15 protein-coding genes, 1 tRNA gene, 1 pseudogene and 2 riboswitches are annotated in these 20,747 nt (G+C 62.6%); of the genes and pseudogenes, 11 read left to right on the plus strand and 6 right to left on the minus strand.

From position 1 onward, the window contains the following. Nucleotides 1-354 precede the first annotated feature (354 nt). The 3 genes and pseudogenes from ltrA (at nt 355) to ACD578_RS27095 (ending at nt 3,845) form a co-directional block, all read left to right on the plus strand. A pseudogene (gene ltrA / locus ACD578_RS27085) lies at nt 355-1,595 on the plus strand (group II intron reverse transcriptase/maturase). A gap of 449 nt (nt 1,596-2,044) precedes the next feature. Further along, nucleotides 2,045-2,120, plus strand: a tRNA-Ile gene (locus tag ACD578_RS27090). A gap of 738 nt (nt 2,121-2,858) precedes the next feature. After that, on the plus strand, nt 2,859-3,845 hold the full coding sequence (locus ACD578_RS27095; RefSeq protein ID WP_404294986.1) for a DMT family transporter: 987 nt from the start codon (nt 2,859-2,861) through the stop codon (nt 3,843-3,845). 798 nt (nt 3,846-4,643) lie between these two features. Here ACD578_RS27095 and ACD578_RS27100 read toward each other — a convergent pair. Then, nucleotides 4,644-6,074 (minus strand): aldehyde dehydrogenase family protein, encoded by a 1,431-nt coding sequence (locus ACD578_RS27100; protein WP_404294988.1) that lies wholly within the window; start codon nt 6,072-6,074, stop codon nt 4,644-4,646. A gap of 566 nt (nt 6,075-6,640) precedes the next feature. Here ACD578_RS27100 and ACD578_RS27105 point away from each other — a divergent pair. From ACD578_RS27105 to ACD578_RS27135, 7 genes are all read left to right on the plus strand, one after another. Next, nucleotides 6,641-7,006 (plus strand): integration host factor subunit alpha, encoded by a 366-nt coding sequence (locus ACD578_RS27105; RefSeq protein WP_404294990.1) that lies wholly within the window; start codon nt 6,641-6,643, stop codon nt 7,004-7,006. Nucleotides 7,007-8,079: 1,073 nt separating this feature from the next. After that, on the plus strand, nt 8,080-9,699 hold the full coding sequence (locus tag ACD578_RS27110; protein ID WP_404295632.1) for an MFS transporter: 1,620 nt from the start codon (nt 8,080-8,082) through the stop codon (nt 9,697-9,699). Nucleotides 9,700-10,590: 891 nt separating this feature from the next. Continuing rightward, nucleotides 10,591-11,301 carry a 7-cyano-7-deazaguanine synthase QueC gene (gene queC / locus ACD578_RS27115; RefSeq protein ID WP_404294992.1) on the plus strand — a complete coding sequence of 237 codons (711 nt, stop codon included), beginning with the start codon at nt 10,591-10,593 and terminating at the stop codon, nt 11,299-11,301. Nucleotides 11,302-11,357: 56 nt separating this feature from the next. Next, the gene (locus ACD578_RS27120) at nt 11,358-11,924 is read left to right on the plus strand and encodes a VUT family protein (protein ID WP_404294995.1); all 567 of its coding nucleotides are present in this window, start codon (nt 11,358-11,360) and stop codon (nt 11,922-11,924) included. A gap of 114 nt (nt 11,925-12,038) precedes the next feature. Next, nucleotides 12,039-13,421, plus strand: a complete 1,383-nt coding sequence (pabB, locus tag ACD578_RS27125; RefSeq protein WP_404294997.1) for an aminodeoxychorismate synthase component I — start codon at nt 12,039-12,041, stop codon at nt 13,419-13,421. Next, on the plus strand, nt 13,422-14,030 hold the full coding sequence (locus tag ACD578_RS27130; protein WP_404295000.1) for an anthranilate synthase component II: 609 nt from the start codon (nt 13,422-13,424) through the stop codon (nt 14,028-14,030). Further along, nucleotides 14,017-14,844, plus strand: a complete 828-nt coding sequence (locus ACD578_RS27135) for an aminotransferase class IV (protein ID WP_404295003.1) — start codon at nt 14,017-14,019, stop codon at nt 14,842-14,844. Before ACD578_RS27130 ends, ACD578_RS27135 begins: the two co-directional genes overlap by 14 nt. Nucleotides 14,845-14,900: 56 nt before the next feature. Here ACD578_RS27135 and folK read toward each other — a convergent pair whose 3' ends face one another. From folK to ACD578_RS27160, 5 genes are all read right to left on the minus strand, one after another. Next, a complete protein-coding gene (gene folK / locus ACD578_RS27140) occupies nt 14,901-15,374 on the minus strand; it encodes a 2-amino-4-hydroxy-6-hydroxymethyldihydropteridine diphosphokinase (protein ID WP_404295005.1) in 474 nt (157 codons plus the stop codon). After that, the gene (gene folB, locus ACD578_RS27145; RefSeq protein WP_404295008.1) at nt 15,367-15,735 is read right to left on the minus strand and encodes a dihydroneopterin aldolase; all 369 of its coding nucleotides are present in this window, start codon (nt 15,733-15,735) and stop codon (nt 15,367-15,369) included. Before folB ends, folK begins: the two co-directional genes overlap by 8 nt. After that, nucleotides 15,732-16,547, minus strand: a complete 816-nt coding sequence (gene folP, locus ACD578_RS27150) for a dihydropteroate synthase (protein WP_404295011.1) — start codon at nt 16,545-16,547, stop codon at nt 15,732-15,734. The genes folB and folP overlap by 4 nt, the downstream gene beginning before the upstream one ends. A gap of 556 nt (nt 16,548-17,103) precedes the next feature. After that, the gene (thiD, locus tag ACD578_RS27155) at nt 17,104-17,904 is read right to left on the minus strand and encodes a bifunctional hydroxymethylpyrimidine kinase/phosphomethylpyrimidine kinase (protein WP_404295014.1); all 801 of its coding nucleotides are present in this window, start codon (nt 17,902-17,904) and stop codon (nt 17,104-17,106) included. A gap of 182 nt (nt 17,905-18,086) precedes the next feature. Continuing rightward, nucleotides 18,087-18,557, minus strand: a complete 471-nt coding sequence (locus tag ACD578_RS27160; RefSeq protein ID WP_404295016.1) for a hydroxyethylthiazole kinase — start codon at nt 18,555-18,557, stop codon at nt 18,087-18,089. Continuing rightward, nucleotides 18,548-18,649, minus strand: a riboswitch (TPP riboswitch). (Overlaps the previous gene by 10 nt.) A gap of 83 nt (nt 18,650-18,732) precedes the next feature. Then, nucleotides 18,733-18,840: riboswitch (TPP riboswitch) on the plus strand. 56 nt (nt 18,841-18,896) lie between these two features. Here ACD578_RS27160 and thiC point away from each other — a divergent pair. After that, nucleotides 18,897-20,747, plus strand: a complete 1,851-nt coding sequence (gene thiC, locus ACD578_RS27165) for a phosphomethylpyrimidine synthase ThiC (RefSeq protein WP_404295018.1) — start codon at nt 18,897-18,899, stop codon at nt 20,745-20,747.

Genomic DNA, 20,747 nt, shown 5'->3' on the forward strand with positions numbered 1-20,747 from the left:
CCAGAGTCATCAAAGACCGGGGCGGTAAATCCGGCAGGTGTGCGGGGAAGGCGGTCGAACTTACCTCGGGAGATCTCCACCATGTCCGGTCTTCCGGACTGAGCGGGCTGCAAGGCCCGTGATCGTGGCGGAGAAGTCAGCAGACGGCATAGTAGGTCGCAAGATCGAAGGCCCGAACGTCAGAGAGGGCGAGTAGAACGGGTGTCTCGACGGACCAAGCGGCAGAAACACCAACTTGAGTTGGCTTTCGGTGGTGGGGCAGAGGGTGAAACCCCGAGCCCACTCGCCGGAGGAGCCGAAGTCCTGTCGGCGGCACCTGCCCCCGAAAGCCCAGCGATCCCGGTGGGATCAATGATGGAGAGGATTGTCGCCCGCGACAATCTGAAGAAGGCGCTGGCCCAGGTCAGACGCAACAAAGGCGCGCCCGGCGTTGACGGCATGACCGTCGACGATCTGGCCGCCCACCTGAAAGACCACTGGCCCGAGATCAGGGCTCAACTTCTCAACGGCACCTACCAGCCGCAGCCGGTGCGGCGCGTCGACATTCCGAAGGCATCGGGAGGCACTCGCGGCCTCGGCATTCCGTCGGTGCTCGACCGCTTCCTCCAGCAGGCAGTGATGCAGGTGCTGCAAGAGGATTGGGACCCGACCTTCTCGCCGTCGAGCTATGGGTTCCGGCCCGGACGCTCGGCGCATCAGGCGGTGGCCGCCGCTCAGCAGTTCATCGCTGACGGTTGCCACACCGTCGTCGATCTCGATTTGGAGAAATTCTTCGATCGAGTGAACCACGACATCCTGATGGGTCTGGTGGCCAAACGGGTGCAGGACCGACACCTGCTCCGGCTCATCCGCCGTTATCTGACGGCCGGTGTGCTCGTGGGTGGGATGGTCGATCCGATGGATGAGGGAGTCCCGCAAGGGGGCCGCTCTCGCCGCTGTTGTCAAACCTCATGCTCGATGTGCTCGACAAGGAACTGGAACGGCGCGGCCACCGATTCGCAAGATACGCCGATGATTGCAACATTTATGTTCGCAGTCCTCGCGCAGGCGAACGGGTCATGGCCAGCGTCACCCGGTTCCTCGAACGGCGTCTCAAGCTGAGGGTGAACACGGCCAAGAGCGCTGTGGCCTCTCCGACCGAACGGAAGTTCCTCGGTTTTAGCTTCATGAACCAGGGCCGGCTCAGGCGGAGCATCGCGCCGCAGGCGCTCGCCCGATTCAAGAAGCGAGTCCGAGAACTCACGCCACGGACAGGTGGGCGCAGCCTCGCGCAGATTGCTCTGGCGCTATCACGCTACCTGATTGGGTGGCGCGGGTACTTCGGCTTCTGCGAGACACCAGGGATCTTGCGTGGGCTGGACAAATGGGTCAGGCGACGGCTCCGTGCCATCGTCTGGAAGCAGTGGAAGTATGGGCGTCACCGCTTCGCGGAACTGCGCCGTCTTGGTATCGGAAAGGATCTGGCGGCGCAAACCGCCGGGAGCCCTCACGGCCCTTGGCGGATCAGTATCAGCCCAGCACTGGCTACGGCTTTCCCGAATGCCTTCTTCAAACGCCTCGGCCTCGCCTCTGTCTACGTCAAGCCGGTCGAGTAATCCGACGAACCGCCGTATACGGACCCGTATGTACGGTGGTGTGGGAGGAGGAACCGCGAGGTTCCCCCTATCCCGATTTTTTGCCATGCAGATCTTTGACGCGCCTTGGCTAGACCCTCGACAGAAAGCACCTTAACTTTAGCCCTCAAACTCAGGGCTGCGCGACATAGCTTGGGCCAACGACCAAGAGACCATCCGCCAATGATGCGAGATACCTTAGCGCGTTGATGTGATGCACCGGACCAGTGTAGATCCGTTGGAACCGCGCGAATGAAGATCTGTGAGACAGCAATTGGCAATTCAGCTGGTGGCATTGCCTCAAAGCACTCTCAGTTTTTGCGGCGAGAGATAGCTGGCCATATTGGTCAGGAGCCAATTACGCTCTTGGCCTTCTGTGTTCCTCTTGGTATAACCGACGTACTGAAGATCTAGCCTGGATTCTTGTGCGAGGGCCTGTAGCTCAATGGTTAGAGCCGGCCGCTCATAACGGTCTGGTTCCCGGTTCGAGTCCGGGCGGGCCCACCACAGGTTAACCCATACAAGCAGAAGGGCGGGACATCGGCCCGGTGCGTCCCTCGCGGGAACTCACATCCGCCATCGCAGTCATGGTTGATCCTCACTCTCATCCGGAAGCTGACTTCGTGGAGCACAAGGGTTACCAGATTCGCCTCAGCCCGTGTGGCTTGGACTGGACGGCCTTTGTGGCCTTGCCACATCAGTGCCCGATCCTGATCATGGCGCCGGATCGTGAGGCCACCCTCACTAAGGCTTACGAATAAGTCGAGGCGCAACTTGCCTCCGCGAAAGACCCAGCATCACCTACGACCTAATCCAGCTTGCGCCCAGGATCTTTGGCCTTCTGAATGGTGAGGTGATGGAGAACGTCGTTGGAAGCGGGTACGACAGCCGTACACGTGGAGAGCAGAACTGCTCGATGACGTGCCGTAGAGCAAGAGACCTGTTCTCTCCCAAGGAACCGAGCACCGCTTTCGACTCTGGATGAACTCGGCATCTGACTTGATAGTCCTGCGGTGAAGTGCGCCTCCGCAAAAGGCCTGGAGGTTCGCCGCACCTGAGACCCGGCGCGTCATCGAGCAGGGTGTAAGTGACTTGTATCTTGCGCGACATCCATGCGTCAGGCGCGGGGGTGCCCCGCGCAAGGACACGCGTTCAGTTCACGCAACTTTCAGCAGTGTCGGCTACTCCTGCTGGGTCACCAGAGCGCGTGAAGCCCATCCTCTCGCCAAGATCTTCCAAGCACCCATGAGCCCTCCTCCTTCCGTCTCCGCTGTCGCGGATTGTTCCTCGATCGCCGAAGCTGGTCCCGCGAGACCAGGCGCAAGGAGCGGCGCTCCTGCCAGGGACGCGACCTTCGCCGCCATCGGCTTGGCCCTTCTTTCGACGGTCTTCTTCGCCATGGGCGATGTTGCCGCGAAGGTCCTGACGGATACGCTGCCTGCCATCGAAGTCACCTGGCTGCGCTACGTCGTCTTCTGCCTGGTTGTCGTGCCGACCGTCCTCATTGCACGCGGCACAAGGGCGATGCACACGCCGCGCCTGCGCCCCCAGATCATCCGGGCGCTGGCGGTGGCGGGCTCGTCCATGCTCTTCATCCTGGGGCTGGGGCACCTTCAGGTGGCTGAGGCAACGGCGATCAACTTCATCTCGCCAATCTTCATCACCGCGCTTTCGATCCCGCTCCTCGGCGAGAAGGTGGGCATCCGACGCTGGGCCGCGGCGGCGGTGGGCTTTCTGGGCGTGATGCTCGTCGTCCAGCCCGGCGGCTCGGCCTTCCAGATTGCCGCCCTGCTGCCGATCGGCGCGGCGCTCTCCTGGGCCGTGGCCGCCATCGTCACCCGCCTGATGAGCTCTGAGCGGCCCGAGACGACCCTGGCGTGGTCGGCTGTGGTGGGGCTGATCGCCCTCACAGCCTTCGTGCCGTTCCACTGGCGCACCCCCACGGCCGGGGAGATCGGCCTGGCCGTGCTGATGGGCGGCTTCTCGACCATGGGGCACTGGCTCATCATCCTGGCCTACCGCAAGGCCGCAGCGTCCACCATCGCGCCATTCTCCTACGTCCAGCTCCTGTTCGCCGGGCTGCTCGGCTTTGGCGTGTTCGGCACCGTGCCGGGAGCCATGACCCTGGTCGGCGGGGCTGTCATAGCGGCAAGCGGCCTCTACACGGCTCACCGTGAACGCATCAGAGCCAGGGAAGCGAGGCTTGTCGCGGCCGGGATCCGCCTCTCTTGAACTGGGGCTCACGGCAGCGAAGGCTGTGATCGCGAGGTTCAATGGGGGGAACGCCTGGCGAAGGGAACAGGCCAGCGCTGCGGTCCGACGAGGAGCCCGGGAGGGCAGTGCATCCGTGCTCAACCCGGAGCTCGTCGACAGCTGTCTGTGTAAGGCAACCGAGGTGAGAGTGAGCTGATTTGCCGAAGGGCACAAGCGGCTCAGACGAGGCGCGCAGCCTGGTAGACCGCCCGGCAGGAGGGCCCTGATATGAAGCACCCCGGCCGAGGCGCTGTCTCTAAGCATCGCCCAGGGCGCTGGTGTGCCAAGGGAATGTCGCACACTGTGAATGTAGGCCGCTCATGGTGGTCGGCAATCCCACATTCCACTCCAGCGCTGCCCGGCATCGCTGGACGCCAGGATCGTGCTAGGGGCATCAGCTTTGCCCCACAGTAACTTTCAAACCATTGGAAGGACCAATACGCACATCTTCGCCCTCTTGGTAATGCTGTACCTGTTCATCTGACCCATCATGTTTTCTTCAGCCGTGAGAGAAAGAGGACGCAGGAGCCCGTCGATCCGCCGCCCCAACGATCGCCTCACCAACTGTCGGAGGCTCAAAGGGGAGGCGGGACCGAGTGCACGATGGCTTGGTCTGGACGGGTGACGATTTCGCGTGATTGCCCTTGGGCCGCATGATCAAACAACCCCTTGATCGCGATCGAAGCAACTGGAGTTTATCTCGGCCGCTGTCCCGCACTTTTCAAACCCACATCTGCGATCCGCAAGTCCAGGGTATCTTCCTGTGGAGAGAAGAGGTCAGATTTGATTGTATCCGAAGATCGACTTGACCTCGAGGAACTCTTCAAGCCCGAACACTCCACGCTCGCGCCCATTGCCGGACTGCTTGTAGCCGCCGAAAGGTGCCGCAGGATCACTGGGTACCCCGTTCAGATGTACCATGCCGGCGCGAAGGCGCCGGGCGATCTGCCGGGCGCGCTCGAGGTCGGCTGAGGTTACATAGCTCGAGAGACCAAAGTGGGTATCATTGGCCATGTGGATGGCCTCGTCCTCGCTTTCGTACGGCAGGATGGAGAGCACCGGTCCAAAGATCTCCTCCCGTGCAATCGTCATCTGATTGCGCACATCCATGAAGACCGTCGGGCGCACATAATAGCCGCGGTCCAGGTGGGCCGGCCGGCCTAGTCCCCCGGCAATGAGCGTTGCCCCTTCCTGCATACCGGACGCAATCAGGCTTTGAACCCGCATGAACTGCGCTTTGTTCGCGACCGGGCCAAGAATGGTTGATGGCGAGCGCGGTTCTCCCACCACAAGTTCCTCGGCAAGCCTCTTGGCGATCCCAGCAGCCTCGTGCTGCCGACCGGCCGGGACGAGCAAGCGGGTTGGCGCATTGCAGGATTGCCCGCTGTTGGCAAAGCAGGCATAGACCCCATGTCTCACAGCCGCTGCAAAACTTGCATCATCGAGAAGGATATTGGGCGACTTGCCCCCTAACTCCTGATGAACCCGCTTGAGGGTGGCGGCTGCCGCTTTCGCCACAACAATCCCGGTATGGGTTGAGCCTGTAAAGGACACCATGTCGACACCGGGATGGGATGCAAGCGCCTGACCGACGGTGGGGCCATCGCCCTGGACGAGGTTGAACACGCCCGGCGGCACGCCGGCCTCATGCAGGATCTCGGCAAAGATCGAGGCCGAGACGGGTGCGGCTTCACTCGGCTTCAGGATCATCGTGCAGCCGGCCGCAAGGGCAGGGCAGACCTTGCAGGCAATCTGCAGCAAGGGCCAGTTCCAGGGGGTGATCAGCCCGCAGACGCCGACAGGTTCCCGCGTGATCAGGGTCGAGCCGACCAGGGTGTCGAATGAGTAGGTCTCCAGCGCCTTGATGCTCTGCTGCAGATGAATGAGTCCGGCCGGCACCTGCCGCGCGCGGGCGAGGGTGAGTGGGGCTCCCATCTCCAGCAGGACCGCCTCAATGAGGTCGCCGGTACGCCGCTGGTAGCGCTCGGCGATGGCGCGCAGGAGATCAAGGCGCTCCTGTCGTGTCGTTCGGGCGTACGCCCCGAAGGCTTGCCGGGCTGCGGCAACAGCGCGATTCACATCACCCGCACCGCCGGGTGCAAAGGTGGCGAAGACGGCCTCAGTGGCTGGATTGATGAGATCAACGAGGCGCAGGTTCTCAGGCGAGGTCCACTGTCCGCCGATATAGAGCTGGTGAAGATGTTGCATGGATCTGCACTCCCCGCTGCGTCAGCGGCGCTCTCGATCGGTGGAGCCGGATTGAGCGCCTGCAGGATGCCCCGCGGGCTCAAGCCCGTGGAGCGGTTGTCCTGAGGCAGGACGACGGTGTTCTCTTGATCATGCAACACGCCGCCGTCAAGAACCCATCAGCACCCTGGCCGAACGCCCTTGCAACATTCTGCGACACACAAGGCCGTGAGGCTGCGCGGATCCAGGCCCAGCCCTCCCATCAGGCACGCCGCTCCAGGGTCATGGGCGCAGGGGGCAAACGTCGAAGCGCCAGACGAGCCGGCGCGGCGTGGCGAGTGAGGAGACCCGTTCGTGGATGTCCACGCTGTCGCTCGAAAGCCACAGCGCAGCCCCGCGCGCAGAATGTTCGTTGCGTAATCGTTTACATCCACAACACGGGATTTCAATCGAAGCCCCGCTTTGCTAAGGCCCTTGCGCGAGCCGCCTCTACCCTGCGGCCTCGCTCCTCTGAGGACACGCGTTCCTCCCCACCTCGGGCTGCTGGCACCAGCAGCCCCTTTTCTCCCTTCCTCTGGAGTGTGCTCATGGCCCGCACGAGCGTCACCCGCGTTGATCTGGCTGAGGCTGTCTACCAGCAGGGGGCTGTCACAAAGGACTTCGCCGCAGACCTGGTGGGCCAGGTTCTTGAGGCGATTTGCACCACGCTGGAGACGGGCGAACCCGTGAAGCTCTCCTCGTTCGGGGTCTTCACCGTGCGCACCAAAGGCAAGCGCGTCGGCCGCAATCCCAAGACCAACGTGGAAGTGCCCATCGCGCCCCGCCGCGCCATCACCTTCAGGGCCTCACCGGTTCTCAAGGCGCACGTCAACCGCGCTGCCTCTCAGTCCTCCAACTCCCCTCGGGAAGGCACTCGGCATCAGGAGGACCGGCAGGGTGATCAGGGGGCTTGACCAAAGCCCAAATGGAGCCGCAGGAGCAGCGCCGTCCACGGCAGCTTGGCAGGCCTGGCGGCCGCGGTTGTTCACCAGGTCCATCATGTCATCTCCAACACCATCCGGGACGACATCGCCAGCCATGTCCTTGGCGAGATCATTGCCGCAACAGCCGGCGGAGCAATCCTGTTCACAGGCAGCGCGGTGAGAGCTAAGACTGCGGGCGGCATTGCTGTCCCACGTTTCCTTATGCTCTTCCCTCAATAGCATTGGAGCAGTCGCGTCACCCCTTGGCGCAACAAGTTGCCGCCTCCTACCAACATGCGACAAAGCGAAATGGCCGCGCAGCGCGACTACTGTCGAACGTTTCGCACCAGCTGACATCGCGAACAAGCAACATGAGGCGAATCGGTCTTAACGAAGCAACCAACATCGTCCTCATTGCACCATGTCAACTGGTGCAATCTTCTCATGTTGGCGCCGAGTTCCATCTGGATTCACCGCCATTTTGCAGAAAAGTGCTCAGATAGCTGATCCATTTGATTGAAATCAGCGACAAGCATCGACTAAGCTCACACGATAAAGACCCGCAGAGGGACGTCGAAATACGCCATGGATGCTTCCTCAGAGTGCGTTCATCTGACGAGCGGTATTTTCATGAGGATATCACCGCAGGGATCCTTACTACGCGAGCTGGGTACCCGCACCAGCCGTTGAGTCAAGCAACTGCACCTCTCCTTGTAGGCCCAGCAAACGTCTGTCTCTAAGGAACATACAATACTCATGCAGATCCTGATCTCGGCTCCCGCGGATGACCTTTTCGTTGATGGTGGAGGGATGGCAAGGCTAGAGAGCCCCGCTTCGCATGCCACCGCGTTTGCGCCCTCGGGCGGGAGGAAGTGCGCGTCCCGTGAACAAGGTCAGGTTCTTGCTGGGGAGACACTCTTGACCTCCCTCACAAGAGATGCAGGACCCCTCACGTGGCGGCAAAACTGATCGGAAACGAACCTTTGGACCAAGCGGGAACAGATGAAACCCACGACAAGAACGGCCAGTACAATGAGCAGTGTGGGGGGGACGATGCGAAGCCGGTGGCGCCGGCGACGTTCGCGCCGCTCACGAACCCGACCTTTCGCGCCATCTGGCTCGCCACGCAGGTCTCCAGTCTCGGCTGGTTGATGCAGACGGTGGCCATCAGCTGGCTGATGGCGACGATCTCGACGTCCGATCTGATGGTGGCGCTGGTGCAGGCGTCCTCGTACCTGCCCGCATTCATTTTATCGGTCTTTGCCGGGGCCATCGCTGATAACTACAGCCGTCGCAGGGTTATGGTCGTCGGCCGGGGCCTGATGGTGATCGCCTCGGCGATGCTGACCCTGTGTGTGGCGCTGGGCTTGGTCGACCCGTGGATGATCCTCGGCTTCACCTTCCTGGTCGGATGCGGCACCGCTCTCAACGACCCCGCCTGGCAAGCCTCGGTCGGTGATATCGTCGAGCGACGCGAGGTTCCCGCGGCCGTGACCCTGCTCTCCGTCGGCTTCAACACGGTCCGGACCGTGGGCCCGGCGCTCGGCGGCCTCGTGGTGGCCTCGTTCGGCCTTCTGACGGCTTTCACTGTTACCACACTGGGCTACCTGGTCCCCCTGGCCACCCTCTGGCGCTGCAAGTGGAAGGTGCGCTCCTCGCCGCTCCCGCGGGAGTCGATGCGAACGGCGATCTATGACGGGCTGCGCTTTACGGCGATGTCCTCGGAAATCAAGGCGGCGATCGCCCGCGGCACCCTCTTTGGTCTGGCCAGCATCGCCATCCTGGCGCTGCTGCCCCTGGTGGTCCGCGATCAACTCAAAGGAGGACCGCTCGCCTATGGCGCCCTCATGGCCGGCTTCGGGATCGGCGCTGTTGTCGGCGGCGTCTGCAATGGCGTGCTCAGGCGCATCCTGTCGCAAGAACGGCTGATGACGCTCGCCTGCATCGCCTGCGCGGCGTGCTCCCTCGCCCTGGCGCTGACCTCGTCGGTGGCCGTGGCGACCGTTGCCCTTGCCGTGGGCGGCGCGGGGTGGGTCAGCGCCTGGTCCGGGCTGGGCGTGAGCGTGCAGCTGGCGAGCCCGCGCTGGGTCGTGGGGCGCACCATCTCGATCTACTACGCGTTGGTCGATGGCGGGATTGCGGCCGGCAGCTGGCTGTGGGGCACGGTGGCCCAGAACCATTCCCTCTCCTGGGCGCTGGCGGGCTCCGCGGGGGCTCTGGTGCTCGTCGCCGCGGCCGGGGCCCTGTTTCCCTTGCGCGAGCGCCGGGAGTCCGAGCCGGATCCTTTGGAGGCCTTCGACGCTCCGGCTGTCGCCCTCAATCTGAAGCCGCGGAGTGGTCCCATTGTCGTCAAGGTCGAGTATCTGATCCCCGAGAGGCATGTTGGAGCATTTCTGGATCTCATGCGTGAACGCCGGCATGTGCACAGCCGCGTCGGTGCCCGGCGCTGGACCCTGCAGCGCAACCTTCAGAAACCACTGCAATGGACAGAAACCTTCCAGACACCGACCTGGACGGACTACCTGCGCCTGAACCATCGTCTCACGACCGCCGACAAGGAACTGGATGAGCGCGTCTTCCAGTTGCACGCGGGCGAGGACCCGCCTCAGATGACGCTGTCGATCGAGCGGCCGACAAGCTCGGCCCGCAAGCGCGTGCCTATCCCTTACTTCCCCCGCCATTGATCTGGTCACGACCTGGCTCGTTCGCGTCCACCTGGCCTCGCTGAAGGGCACCCGCCCGCGCGCTTCCTTGTGCTGCGGGAAGGTGATCTCAACCTGTATCCGCTGGGGGTGCGATGCGCCCATGGAAGGCACATGTCAGTTTGAGCACCTGCCGCACCGTGGCTTGTCGTCGTCAGAGATGGGATACTAGACTTCGAGGCCCAACGGGACGTGCGAGACGTGCGCCAGCCTTGTACAGGTTAAGGTGCGAGACGTCGGAACCAATGCTGCCGGGTCGCGCCAAGCCGATCAGGCATTCATGTTGGCGCCGTCGAAGGAGACAGCCCCGCGGTTGGGAGTGATATCGGAAACTCGCTTCCTGGAGTTGGATTGAGCCCCGACAGGACTAGCTTCTTTCCCAAGCGGTTCGAGCGGTTGTTGTATGGTAGGATGACCTTACTCCCTTCATCATGCTGCGCCGCGCCGACATGAACCTGCAGAGAATACTGGTTAGACCACACGTGACAGCTCGCCGGATACGCTTGCTTGCCGGTTGGGTCGAGACACAGCTTGGATAGACTCTGATACCGAGCCTGTAGCACCTTGGAGGCCCCGCAGCTGTTATGCCATAGCTGTCTCCTAGGCAGACTGACATGGACTCGGCCGCCTGCGCTGTCGGTACAGGTTCCTTCGAGAACACGATAATTCTATCGATCCTGGGAAGTGGGCTGCAACCCATCTCTCGTGACACGACGGCCGTGTTGACACCCGCTCCGATGTAGTCCTTGATGCTCGGGCGCTGATAGGTGAGTGCATCAACGATGCTTCTCGTTTCCTCATCCGTCTACCGCACAATCGTCGGCCTGTGGGTCGATCCGGTCGCAGCCTACCCGGTCAAAACAAGGAGCCCTGGTGAAGACCCTCGTCATCTGTTCCGGCGGACTGGATTCCGTCACGCTCGCGCACGAAGTCGCGGCTGAGCGAACCCTCACGCGTCTCGTGTCCTTCGACTACGGCCAGCGTCATAAAAAGGAGCTCGACTCCGCGCGAGCCTGCGCCGACCGCCTCGGCGTACCGCATGACATCATCGACATATCGGCCGTCGGACGCCTCCTGACCAGATCGGCGCTGACCAGCAGCGAATTGGTGCCGGAGGGTCACTATACGGAAGACACCATGCGGATCACCGTGGTGCCGAACCGCAACGCCATCATGCTCGCGATTGCTTTCGGCATCGCTGCCGCCGAGCAGGCCGAGGCCGTAGCGGCGGCCGTCCATGGCGGCGACCACTTCATCTATCCGGATTGCCGCCCGGGCTTCGTTGAGGCGTTCGAGACCATGCAGCGCCGTGCTTTGGAGGGGGTAGCGAATATCGCCCTCTACACACCGTTCGTGCGGCAGAGCAAAGCCGACATCGTGCACGAAGGCGCAAGGCGCGGCGTGCCCTTTGCGGAAACCTGGTCCTGCTATCAGGGCGGCGAGCGTCATTGTGGGCGCTGCGGTACGTGCGTCGAGCGGCGCGAGGCGTTCCACCTCTCTGGAGTTGAGGATCCAACCCCATACGAAGACCCAGACTTCTGGATCGAAGCTTGCCGGAAATACCAGGAAAAGCAGTCCTCCTGAGGCTCGAAACTGACAGTCGCACGACAATCGCAATAAATTCCCGAGAGAGGATAAACATGAACCTTGAGGCACGCCGCACCATCGAAGGTATTGCGGCCTTCGCGGGCTTTACCGGCTGTATCCCAGCCGCCAATTGGCTCGTCAGCAACCTAGGAACTGTTTGTGTTCCGGCAGGCCCTTGCTTGATCCCCGTCGCCCCAGGCTTGGCCGCTCCGAGCGGTGTCCTCATCGTCGGTCTGGCACTGGTGCTGCGCGATCTGGTTCAGCGGCGCCTGGGGCGGTCCTGGGCCTTAGCGGCGATTGGTCTCGGGGCCATCCTCTCGGCAGTTTTTGCCCCGCCCACGCTCGTGCTCGCCTCGACCGCGGCCTTCCTGCTGTCCGAACTGGCGGACCAGGCCGTCTACACACCATTGCAGCAGCGGGGGCTGGTCCTGGCTGTGGTGGCAAGCAGCATCGTCGGCCTCGTGATCGACAGCATCGTCTTCCTGGCCCTGGCATTTGGCAGCCTGGAATTCCTGTTGCCGCAGATCCTCGGCAAAGCCTGGATGGTGGTCTTGAGCATCCCGGTGATGTCCTGGCTGCGCCAGCGGGATGAGCGGATTCGCATGCCGGTGCAAACGTGACCGATTCCTGTATCGGCCTCGGTTTCGTGCCCAGTCGCTTTCCCCCACCACTTGTTGCATGAGGTAAGCAGCCCAAGAACCCCCACCTTGATCTGATTATCGACGGCCGATGGCATGCGACACCCGATCCATCTTGAACATCTTGGCAGTCTTGACGCTTTCACCTGCGTGCAGACACTGTCGCACTTGCCCGATGCGCTGTTTCTGGACAGCGCCCTGCGCCATCCTGGGCTCGGGCGCTACTCCTTCGTCGCCGCGGACCCGTTCGGCCGGTTTGTCGTGCGGGGTGGGCGAGCCTTTTGGAACGGCGACCCCTTACCACAATCTCCGCTGTCCGCCCTGCGCTGCCTGTTAGATCGGCACTGCCAATCGCGGATTGACAGCCTGCCGCCCTTCCAAGGGGGTGCGGCAGGGTATCTGGCCTATGATTTTCGGCATACCTTCGAGAGGCTCACACCGGCGCCGGCCGATTTCCCATGCCCGGAGGCCGTGCTCGCATTCTACGATGTTGTCGTGAGCTTTGATCACCGGAGCGGCGACGCGTGGCTTGTTTCAACCGGCTGGCCCGAGCAGGATCCAGACAGACGTCAGAAGCGGGCTATAGCGCGCGCCCAGTACTTTCGGGCGCTTCTCAGCCATGGGCCGTGCCCGCTCCGTGACTGCAAGCTCGCGAGCCGATGGACATCAAACTTTTCGGCCAGCGGCTACGGGGAGGCGGCTAAGGCTGTGATCGAGTCGATCCTGGCCGGAGACATTTTTCAGGCGAACATTGCGCAGCGCTTTATCGCTCATATTTCCAATGACTTCGATGCGCTTGCCTTCTACCGCCAGCTGCGGCGGGTGAATCCTGCAACCTTTGGCGCCTTTCTCGACTTCGACGAGATGACGATCGCCTCGAGTTCCCCCGAGCGCTTTGTGAAGGTCGACCGGGGCTGCGTCGAAACACGCCCGATCAAAGGCACAGCTTCTCGCTCCTCTGATCAGCAACGTGACCAAGATCTGGCGGATGCACTGCTGCGCTCCGAGAAGGATCGGGCCGAAAACCTGATGATTGTCGATCTGCTGCGCAACGACCTGTCGCGGGTGTGCAGGCCACACACCGTGCGCACGCCGGTGCTCTGTGACTTGGAAAGCTATGCGGCCGTTCACCATCTCGTCTCAGCCGTCGAGGGCCAACTCCATCGAGGCGCAACGGCAACCGACGTAATAGCAGCCTGCTTCCCGGGCGGGTCGATTACGGGTGCGCCAAAGATCCGCGCCATGGAGATCATCACGCAGATCGAACGCTGCGCCCGGCAGGTCTATTGTGGCTCCATCGGCTACTTTGGCTTCGACGGGACAACTGATATGAACATCGCGATCCGGACCGTGATGCTGAAAGACGGATCAGCGGTGTTTCACGCGGGCGGTGGGATCACGGCGCTGTCGGACCCGCAGGCCGAGTACCAGGAAACCTTGGCGAAGGCCCAGCGCCTATTTGCGGCCTTTGAAGCATAAATGACCGGAAAGATTCTGATCATCGACAACTACGACTCCTTTGTCTTCAACGTCGCACGGTACTTCTCCGAGCTGGGCGAGACGGTGCAGGTGGTCCGCAACGATGCGATCGATCTTGGCACGATCCGCGCTTTATCGCCGAAAGCCGTCGTGCTCTCGCCGGGGCCATGCTCCCCGTTAGAAGCCGGCGTGTCCTGCGAGATCGTCCGGCATCTCTCGGGGTCGCTCCCGATTCTGGGGATTTGCCTTGGTCATCAATGCGTCGGGCAGATCTTTGGATGGCGGGTCACGCGGGCACGCCACCCCATGCATGGGCGCTCCTCTGCCATCCGGCATAACGGTCAGGGCATCTTCAACGGCATGCCGAATCCATTGCAGGCGGGGCGTTATCATTCACTGATTGTCGAGGAGGATCGGAACTCGACGGAGTTGGCGGTGACCGCGCGCTCTGAAGACGGCGAAGTCATGGCCCTGCAGCATCGACGCCACCCCACCTTTGGCGTGCAGTTTCATCCGGAGTCCATCCTGACCGAGCAGGGACACGCGCTCTTGTCCAACTTCCTCGATCTCGCTGCGCAAGCCGGGGAGGGTCGCTGTGCTGTGGTTTGATGGGGCGATCTCGAATGATCCGCGAGCCGGTTTCGACTTGCGTGACCGGGGGCTTCTGCTGGGCGACGGCTTGTTCGAGACGCTCGTTGTCGCTAATGGCCGAGCCTTCATGCTCGACGCCCATCTCGATCGTCTTCTTGCCGGAGCGGCTGCCTTGAACATCCCCGTCGACCGGGCGTCTCTGCGACGGCCGGTTGACGATCTGACTGCCGCTCTCCCCGATGGCGGCATCATTCGCCTGACCCTGACCCGTGGGGCGGGGCCACGCGGCCTGCGCCCTCCTGCCTCTCCACAGCCCACCATCTTTGCGACCGCATCCGGGCCGTGGTCCCCCAATCCGACGGCTGCGGAGATGCGCTTGGCAACGGCGCGAATCCGACGCAATCCTCATTCTCCCACATCGCGATACAAAACGCTTGCCTATCTGGATAACGTCCTCGCCCTGCAGGAGGCGCTGGATCAGGGTGCGGACGACGCGCTCCTCTTGGAAACGGGCGGGCATTTGGCCTGCACCAGTGCGGGAAACATTTTCGTCCTCCAGGGAGAGAGCCTGCTGACCCCGTCCCTCGACAATGGAGTGTTGCCTGGAATCACCCGTGCCCTTGTGCTCGATGTTGTGGCCCCCGAACTTGGACTGATCCCTCAGGAGGTGAGCCTGTCGAGGGACAGCCTCTTTCAAGCCGATGCCGTGTTCCTGACCAACTCTGTCGTGCTCGTGACGCACGCGACGGAACTCGACGGCAAGCCGCTCTCCCGCACCGGACAGGAGACAGTCGAGCATATTCGCGCCAAGCTCCTCGCCTTGATGAGGTGACACGGATCATGAGATTGGCCTGAGACTGGAAGTGGCGGCAACAGCCCTCCATTCAGCTAAGCCAGCTTCGTGATGCCCCTGCAGTTCAGGTCAGCGAGGATGTCTGCAATGGTTTTCCGACCCAGCTTCAGCTCAGGTGCGATCTCAGCCAGCGGCACCAGAACAAAGGCGCGCTCCGCCAGATAGGGATGGGGCAGTGCCAGGCTGGGGGTGTTCACCTCCAGATCCTCGTAGGTGAGAAGATCGATGTCGATCACCCGTGGACCCCACTTGACGTCCCGGACCCGTCCGAAGTCCCGTTCCACCTGAAGGCACAGGGCCAGGAGGTCATGCGGCGCAAGCTCGGTCTCAGCGACAGCGCAGGCATTCACGAACCAGTCCTGAGCAACCGGCCCCCACGGCTCCGTGCGGTAGTGGGCGGAGCGGGTGAGAATCCTTGCCCCACCCGCGTCGAGAGCGGACAAGGCCTTGGCAATGGCGCCGCGCTTGTCGCCGAGATTGCTGCCGAGGCTGAGCGTGACCCTAGCCATTGCGCGACCGCCTGATCTCGACCGCAACACCGTCGAGGATGAACGGAACCGGCGCCTGGGGCTTCTCGACCCGGACTGCCACGGACGCCACCAGCGGGAAGCCGTCGAGCACGCGGGTGGCGATCACCTCGGCCAAGCCCTCAATGGTCTCGAAGCGACGCATCGTGCCGATCTCATGAACGAGCTTGGCGAGGCTCGCATAGCAGACGGTCTGCCGATAATCATCAGCCTGCCCGGCCGGCTTCAGGTCGAGCGAGCAGGTCAGGCTGACATAGAAGCGCTGCCCCAGGCGGGCCTCTTCGGCGTGAACGCCATGATGGGCATACAGTGCCAGACGGGACAGCGTGATCGTGTCGCTCACGGCAGGGTCCTCAGCACGGTGTCAGCCACGCGACAGGCCTCGACGTGCGCCCTGACGTCGTGAACACGTACAATGTCGGCTCCTCGGCTCACAGCAGCCAGATGCGCCCCCAAGGTGCCAAAGAGCCGGTCTCGTGGGGGGACCTGGGGATCGTAAAAGCGGCTCAGGACCGATTTGCGGGAGGCTCCCACGAGCACGGGGAAGCCCAGTGCCTTCAGCTCCGGCAGGCGGCGGAGAGCCTCCAGGTTCTGGTCGGCGGTCTTGCCGAAGCCAATGCCGGGATCCAGGATCAGGTGGGCGTCCGGGATGCCGGCTTGGCGGGCCAGAGCCAGAGAATGCTCGAAGAAGCGCATCAGGTCGGCCATGATGTCGAGCGAAGCATTGAGCTGGGCGCGGTTGTGCATCACGATCGCGAAAGCACCGTGTTCCGCCACGACGGCCGGCATGCCGGGATCGCGCTGAAACCCCCAGACGTCGTTGACGATCCTCGCTCCCGCCGCGAGGGCAGCCTGGGCCGTTGCCGCTCGATAGGTGTCGATGGAGATCGGCACCGTTAGAATAGGAGCAAGAGCCTGAATCAGCGGCAAAACCCGCCGCTGCTCCTCCTCGGCGCCCACGGGCGTATGGCCCGGGCGCGTGGACTCTCCGCCAACGTCGATGATGTCAGCGCCGGCCTTCTCCATCTCGCAGGCATGGCTGACCGCAGTGGCTTGATCGCTAAACAGACCTCCATCCGAAAACGAGTCCGGCGTGACGTTCAGGACACCCATGATCAAGGTGCGTGTGCCGAGTTCTTTCAGGATCGCAGTCATGGCTCACTTCAGGTGACGAAGGGTTGTCCTTCTGGCGCGGTTTGCGCCAGAAGTCGAGCATTGGTTGATCGGCGGACCAAAAGGCACTGCTCAAGGCCAGCCGTAACTTCAAACACCCTCGGCTTCGATGCTTGGGTAGGCTGGGCGTCTTGATCCCTCCGGCTGAACAGCCATGGCGATTCTGAGGCGGCGTGTGATCGAATGCATTCTCATTGCCACATGGTTGTATGCTGTCGTTTACGCCGGGCAGAAGCGGATCGGGGTGAACGCTTAGGAGAATCGCGCGTTTGCAGGTCCACCGACTTCAAATGCGTCGGCACGCAAACCGATGCGGTCTCGAGATCTCCGCCGTCGGATGTCTCCCAACCGGATCGGCTCTGGCCACGAGCCCCTGTCAGGCGCAGGTTCGCCAACGAGACCTGAATGACTTGCGCAGTCAATGAGATCTTCCTGGTGTTTAGAGGTGAAAGCGCCCTGGCGGAGGGTTCGCGTGCGAGTAAAGGTGGGTGTCGCGAGAACGGAGACTCCGGCGCCTAGCGCCGCACGGCGTGAGTGCTTAGGACCAAGTGGCATGGAAGTGATGCACGGGTCCGTGCCCGCGCCCGACATGGAGTTGATCGGAAGCACCAATGGCGGCAGTGATGAAGCGCTTACTGGCTGCAACCGCGTCGGGGAGCGACAAGCCTTTGGCGAGCCCGGCTGCAAGGGCCGAGGACAGGGTGCAGCCGGTGCCATGCGTGTTGCGCGTGTCGATGCGAAATGCCGCAAAGCGCCATATGCCCTGCTGATCCATGAGAATGTCGGTGCTCTCCAGTCCCGTGCCGTGGCCGCCTTTCACGAGAACGGCCTTGGGGCCAAGTGCCAGGATGCGCTTGGCCTGGCGGCACATGGTCTGCTCGTCCTGAGCCAACGGCTCGTCGAGGAGCGCCGCAGCCTCCGGAAGATTTGGCGTGACGAGCAGCGCCATGGGGAGCAACACGCGGCGCAGCGCGTCAACAGCCCTCGGCACGAGCAAGCGATCGCCACTTGCCGCCACCATCACGGGATCGAGTACGACCCGCGCTGCGCTGTAACGCGCAAGCCCTTCCGCCACAGCTTCGACGACAGCGGGTTGTGACAGCATGCCGACCTTCACCGCGTTGACGGTGAGATCAGCGAAGACGCTGTCAATCTGCTGTGTGATGAACTGAGGAGGAACATCGTGAATGCTCTGAACACCGGTCGTGTTCTGGGCTGTGAGCGCGGTGATCACGCTCGCACCATAGACGCCGAGGGCCGAGAAGGTCTTGAGGTCTGCCTGGATGCCGGCGCCACCGCCTGAATCCGAGCCGGCGATCGTGACTGCGATGGCGGTCATGCCAGAACATTCCGCGATATCAGACCCTGATCCGCCCTATGCCGTAGCCGGCGCTTCAAGTGGCTGCCATGCAGGAAACTAAGTGCTGCGCCGAGGGTGGTTCCGTGGCATCCCGTGGCGGTCACTCGGGTCATCAGCGGATGACTGTTCTCGACACGAATGATAGGGACGCGATCCCTCATTCAGCCCACCGCGCCAATCAAGGCCGCGATAGTACCGTGAGCCCTCGCGAAGGCCTGCATGGTTTCAGGTGTCGCGTCCTCTCCCGCGAGAGCCGAAAGCTCGCCTGCGTCGGAGCGCAGGACATGCGACCTGCCCGTAAGGCCGGAGCGAGCAGATTCCAGGCGGGGCGGGGAGGCTTCGACAAAGTCGGAATCGAGGATCCAGGGCTTGGCGTGCGCGCGAGCAGCCGCGATAGCCTTCGGGGCCGCTGCACGACGCTTGCTGTCGAGCCTGCCGAGATTGGCGAGCAGCGCGGGGATCAGTGAGCGAATGCCGCCTGCGTCCAGCAAAAAGTTAAACGTAAAGGTTCGCGGCGCAGCATTGGTGATCGCATGGACGCGCGTGCGCTGACCGCGAAGGCGGTTGGGCAGATGCCCGGCCAATTCTCGAAGACTAAAAGCATCCGATCCGAACGCTGGTGTACTCGCCATCTCGCAATCCCTCCGCCGGCATAATCCGGATCAGGTTCGATGGGTTGATCGAGAAGACCTCTCAGCCCGAGCGGGCACCCCAAGGAGATGCTGCCGTGATAATTCCTTGGTTGTCCTTTTGCAAGAACCAATCTGTTCAGCTCTTGACAGCCGAGACCACGTCCACGAGGATCGAATCCGTTCCGAGGGGAGCCCTGTGATGGGCTGAGAGTCGGCTGATCCGCCGTGACCCTTGAACCTGATCCGGGTCATACCGGCGGAGGGACTGGAACTACCGAGCGACACGCGATCCCTCAGCTCGCTTGCCCGGATCTCCCTTTGTCAAAGAGGAGAGATCCAGTGACTGTTCATGTCGATGCGCCTAAGGGTGCTCCCCAATCCGTCACCACCGGTCCCATTCAGGGCTCGCGCAAGGCCTATGCGGCACCTGATAGCAGACCCGATATCCGGGTGCCTTTCCGCGAGATTGTCCTGACGGATCCCAATGAGGCACCCGTCCGCGTTTACGACCCCTCAGGCCCTTACACCGAGGCGGCTGCAACCATCGATCTTGGCAAGGGGCTTCCACTTGTGCGCGAGCCCTGGATTGCAGCGCGGAACTATGCGGCGGTCGAGGCGCGGCCTGTGAAGCCCGAGGACAACGGAAATGTCTCAGCTGACGCGCTTGTGGCGCCATGCCCAGCCGAGCGCATCGTGCTCCGCGCGGTGCGCAGTCAGATGGTGACGCAATATGAGTTCGCCCGCGCCGGGGTCGTTACGGAGGAAATGATCTACGTCGCCCATCGCGAGAACCTGTGCCGCGAGGCGATGCTGGCGGAAGCCGAGGCAACGATCGCCGACGGCGAGAGCTTCGGGGCCTCGACCCCGGCTTTCATCACACCGGAGTTCGTGCGCCAGGAGGTGGCCCGTGGGCGCGCCATCATTCCGGCCAACATCAACCATCCGGAACTGGAGCCGATGGTGATCGGGCGCAACTTCCTGGTCAAGGTCAACGCCAATATCGGCAACTCGGCGGTCGTCTCGACAGCGGCAGACGAAGTGGAAAAGCTCGCCTGGGCCATCCGTTGGGGCGCCGACACGGTGATGGATCTCTCCACCGGCCGCAACATCCACAACATCCGCTCCTGGATTCTGCGTAATTCGCCGGTGCCGATTGGCACGGTGCCGATCTATCAGGCGCTGGAGAAGGTGGGCGGGGATCCGGTGAAGCTCGATTGGGAGGTGTTCAAGGACACGCTCGTCGAGCAGGCTGAGCAGGGTGTCGACTACTTCACCATCCACGCAGGCGTACGGCTGCCTTATGTCCCGCTCACGGCCGATCGGGTCACGGGCATTGTCTCCCGCGGCGGCTCGATCATGGCCCGTTGGTGCCTGGCGCACCATAAGGAGAGCTTCCTCTATGAGCGCTTCGACGAGATCTGCGACATCATGCGGGCTTACGACGTCTCCTTCTCATTGGGTGACGGGCTGCGCCCGGGCTCCATTGCCGATGCGAATGATGCGGCGCAGTTCGCCGAACTCGAAACCCTGGGAGAGTTGACAAAGGTCGCCTGGAACAAGGGGTGCCAGGTCATGATCGAGGGCCCCGGTCATGTGCCGATGCACAAGATCAAGCTGAACATGGACAAGCAACTCCGCGCGTGCGGAGAGGCGCCCTTCTACACCCTCGGCCCGCTTACCACGGACGTCGCGCCTGGATACGATCATATTACATCCGGAATCGGTGCAGCCATGATCGGCTGGTTCGGCACGGCGATGCTTTGCTATGTAACGCCGAAAGAGCATCTGGGCCTTCCCAACCGGGACGACGTGAAGACCGGAGTCATCACCTACAAGATCGCAGCTCACGCAGCCGACCTCGCGAAGGGGCATCCGGCGGCACAGGTGCGGGACGATGCCCTGTCCCGGGCCCGCTTCGATTTCCGCTGGGAGGACCAGTTCAATCTCTCCCTCGATCCCGATACAGCCCGCGCTTATCATGACGAGACCTTGCCGAAGGACGCGCACAAGGTGGCGCACTTTTGCTCGATGTGCGGCCCAAAATTCTGCTCGATGAAGATCACACAGGACCTGCGGGCTGAGGTGGCGGCGATGAGCCCCGAGGTTCAGGAGCAATTGGCCGGCATGCGCGCCAAGAGCCGCGAGTTCCTGGACGGCGGCGGCAGACTCTACGTCTCGGCTTCGGAGTAG

Origin of the sequence: Microvirga sp. RSM25 (assembly GCF_044784385.1) — a bacterium.
Classification (GTDB): domain Bacteria; phylum Pseudomonadota; class Alphaproteobacteria; order Rhizobiales; family Beijerinckiaceae; genus Microvirga; species Microvirga tunisiensis.

Bases quoted from the DNA above. Each gene is read 5' to 3' on its own strand.
- ACD578_RS27095 (WP_404294986.1), top strand. From the start codon at position 2,859: ATGAGCCCTCCTCCTTCCGTCTCCGCTGTCGCGGATTGTTCCTCGATC.
- ACD578_RS27100 (WP_404294988.1), bottom strand. From the start codon at position 6,074: ATGCAACATCTTCACCAGCTCTATATCGGCGGACAGTGGACCTCGCCT.
- ACD578_RS27105 (WP_404294990.1), top strand. From the start codon at position 6,641: ATGGCCCGCACGAGCGTCACCCGCGTTGATCTGGCTGAGGCTGTCTAC.
- ACD578_RS27120 (WP_404294995.1), top strand. From the start codon at position 11,358: ATGAACCTTGAGGCACGCCGCACCATCGAAGGTATTGCGGCCTTCGCG.
- pabB (WP_404294997.1), top strand. From the start codon at position 12,039: ATGCGACACCCGATCCATCTTGAACATCTTGGCAGTCTTGACGCTTTC.
- ACD578_RS27130 (WP_404295000.1), top strand. From the start codon at position 13,422: ATGACCGGAAAGATTCTGATCATCGACAACTACGACTCCTTTGTCTTC.
- folK (WP_404295005.1), bottom strand. From the start codon at position 15,374: ATGGCTAGGGTCACGCTCAGCCTCGGCAGCAATCTCGGCGACAAGCGC.
- folP (WP_404295011.1), bottom strand. From the start codon at position 16,547: ATGACTGCGATCCTGAAAGAACTCGGCACACGCACCTTGATCATGGGT.
- thiD (WP_404295014.1), bottom strand. From the start codon at position 17,904: ATGACCGCCATCGCAGTCACGATCGCCGGCTCGGATTCAGGCGGTGGC.
- ACD578_RS27160 (WP_404295016.1), bottom strand. From the start codon at position 18,557: ATGGCGAGTACACCAGCGTTCGGATCGGATGCTTTTAGTCTTCGAGAA.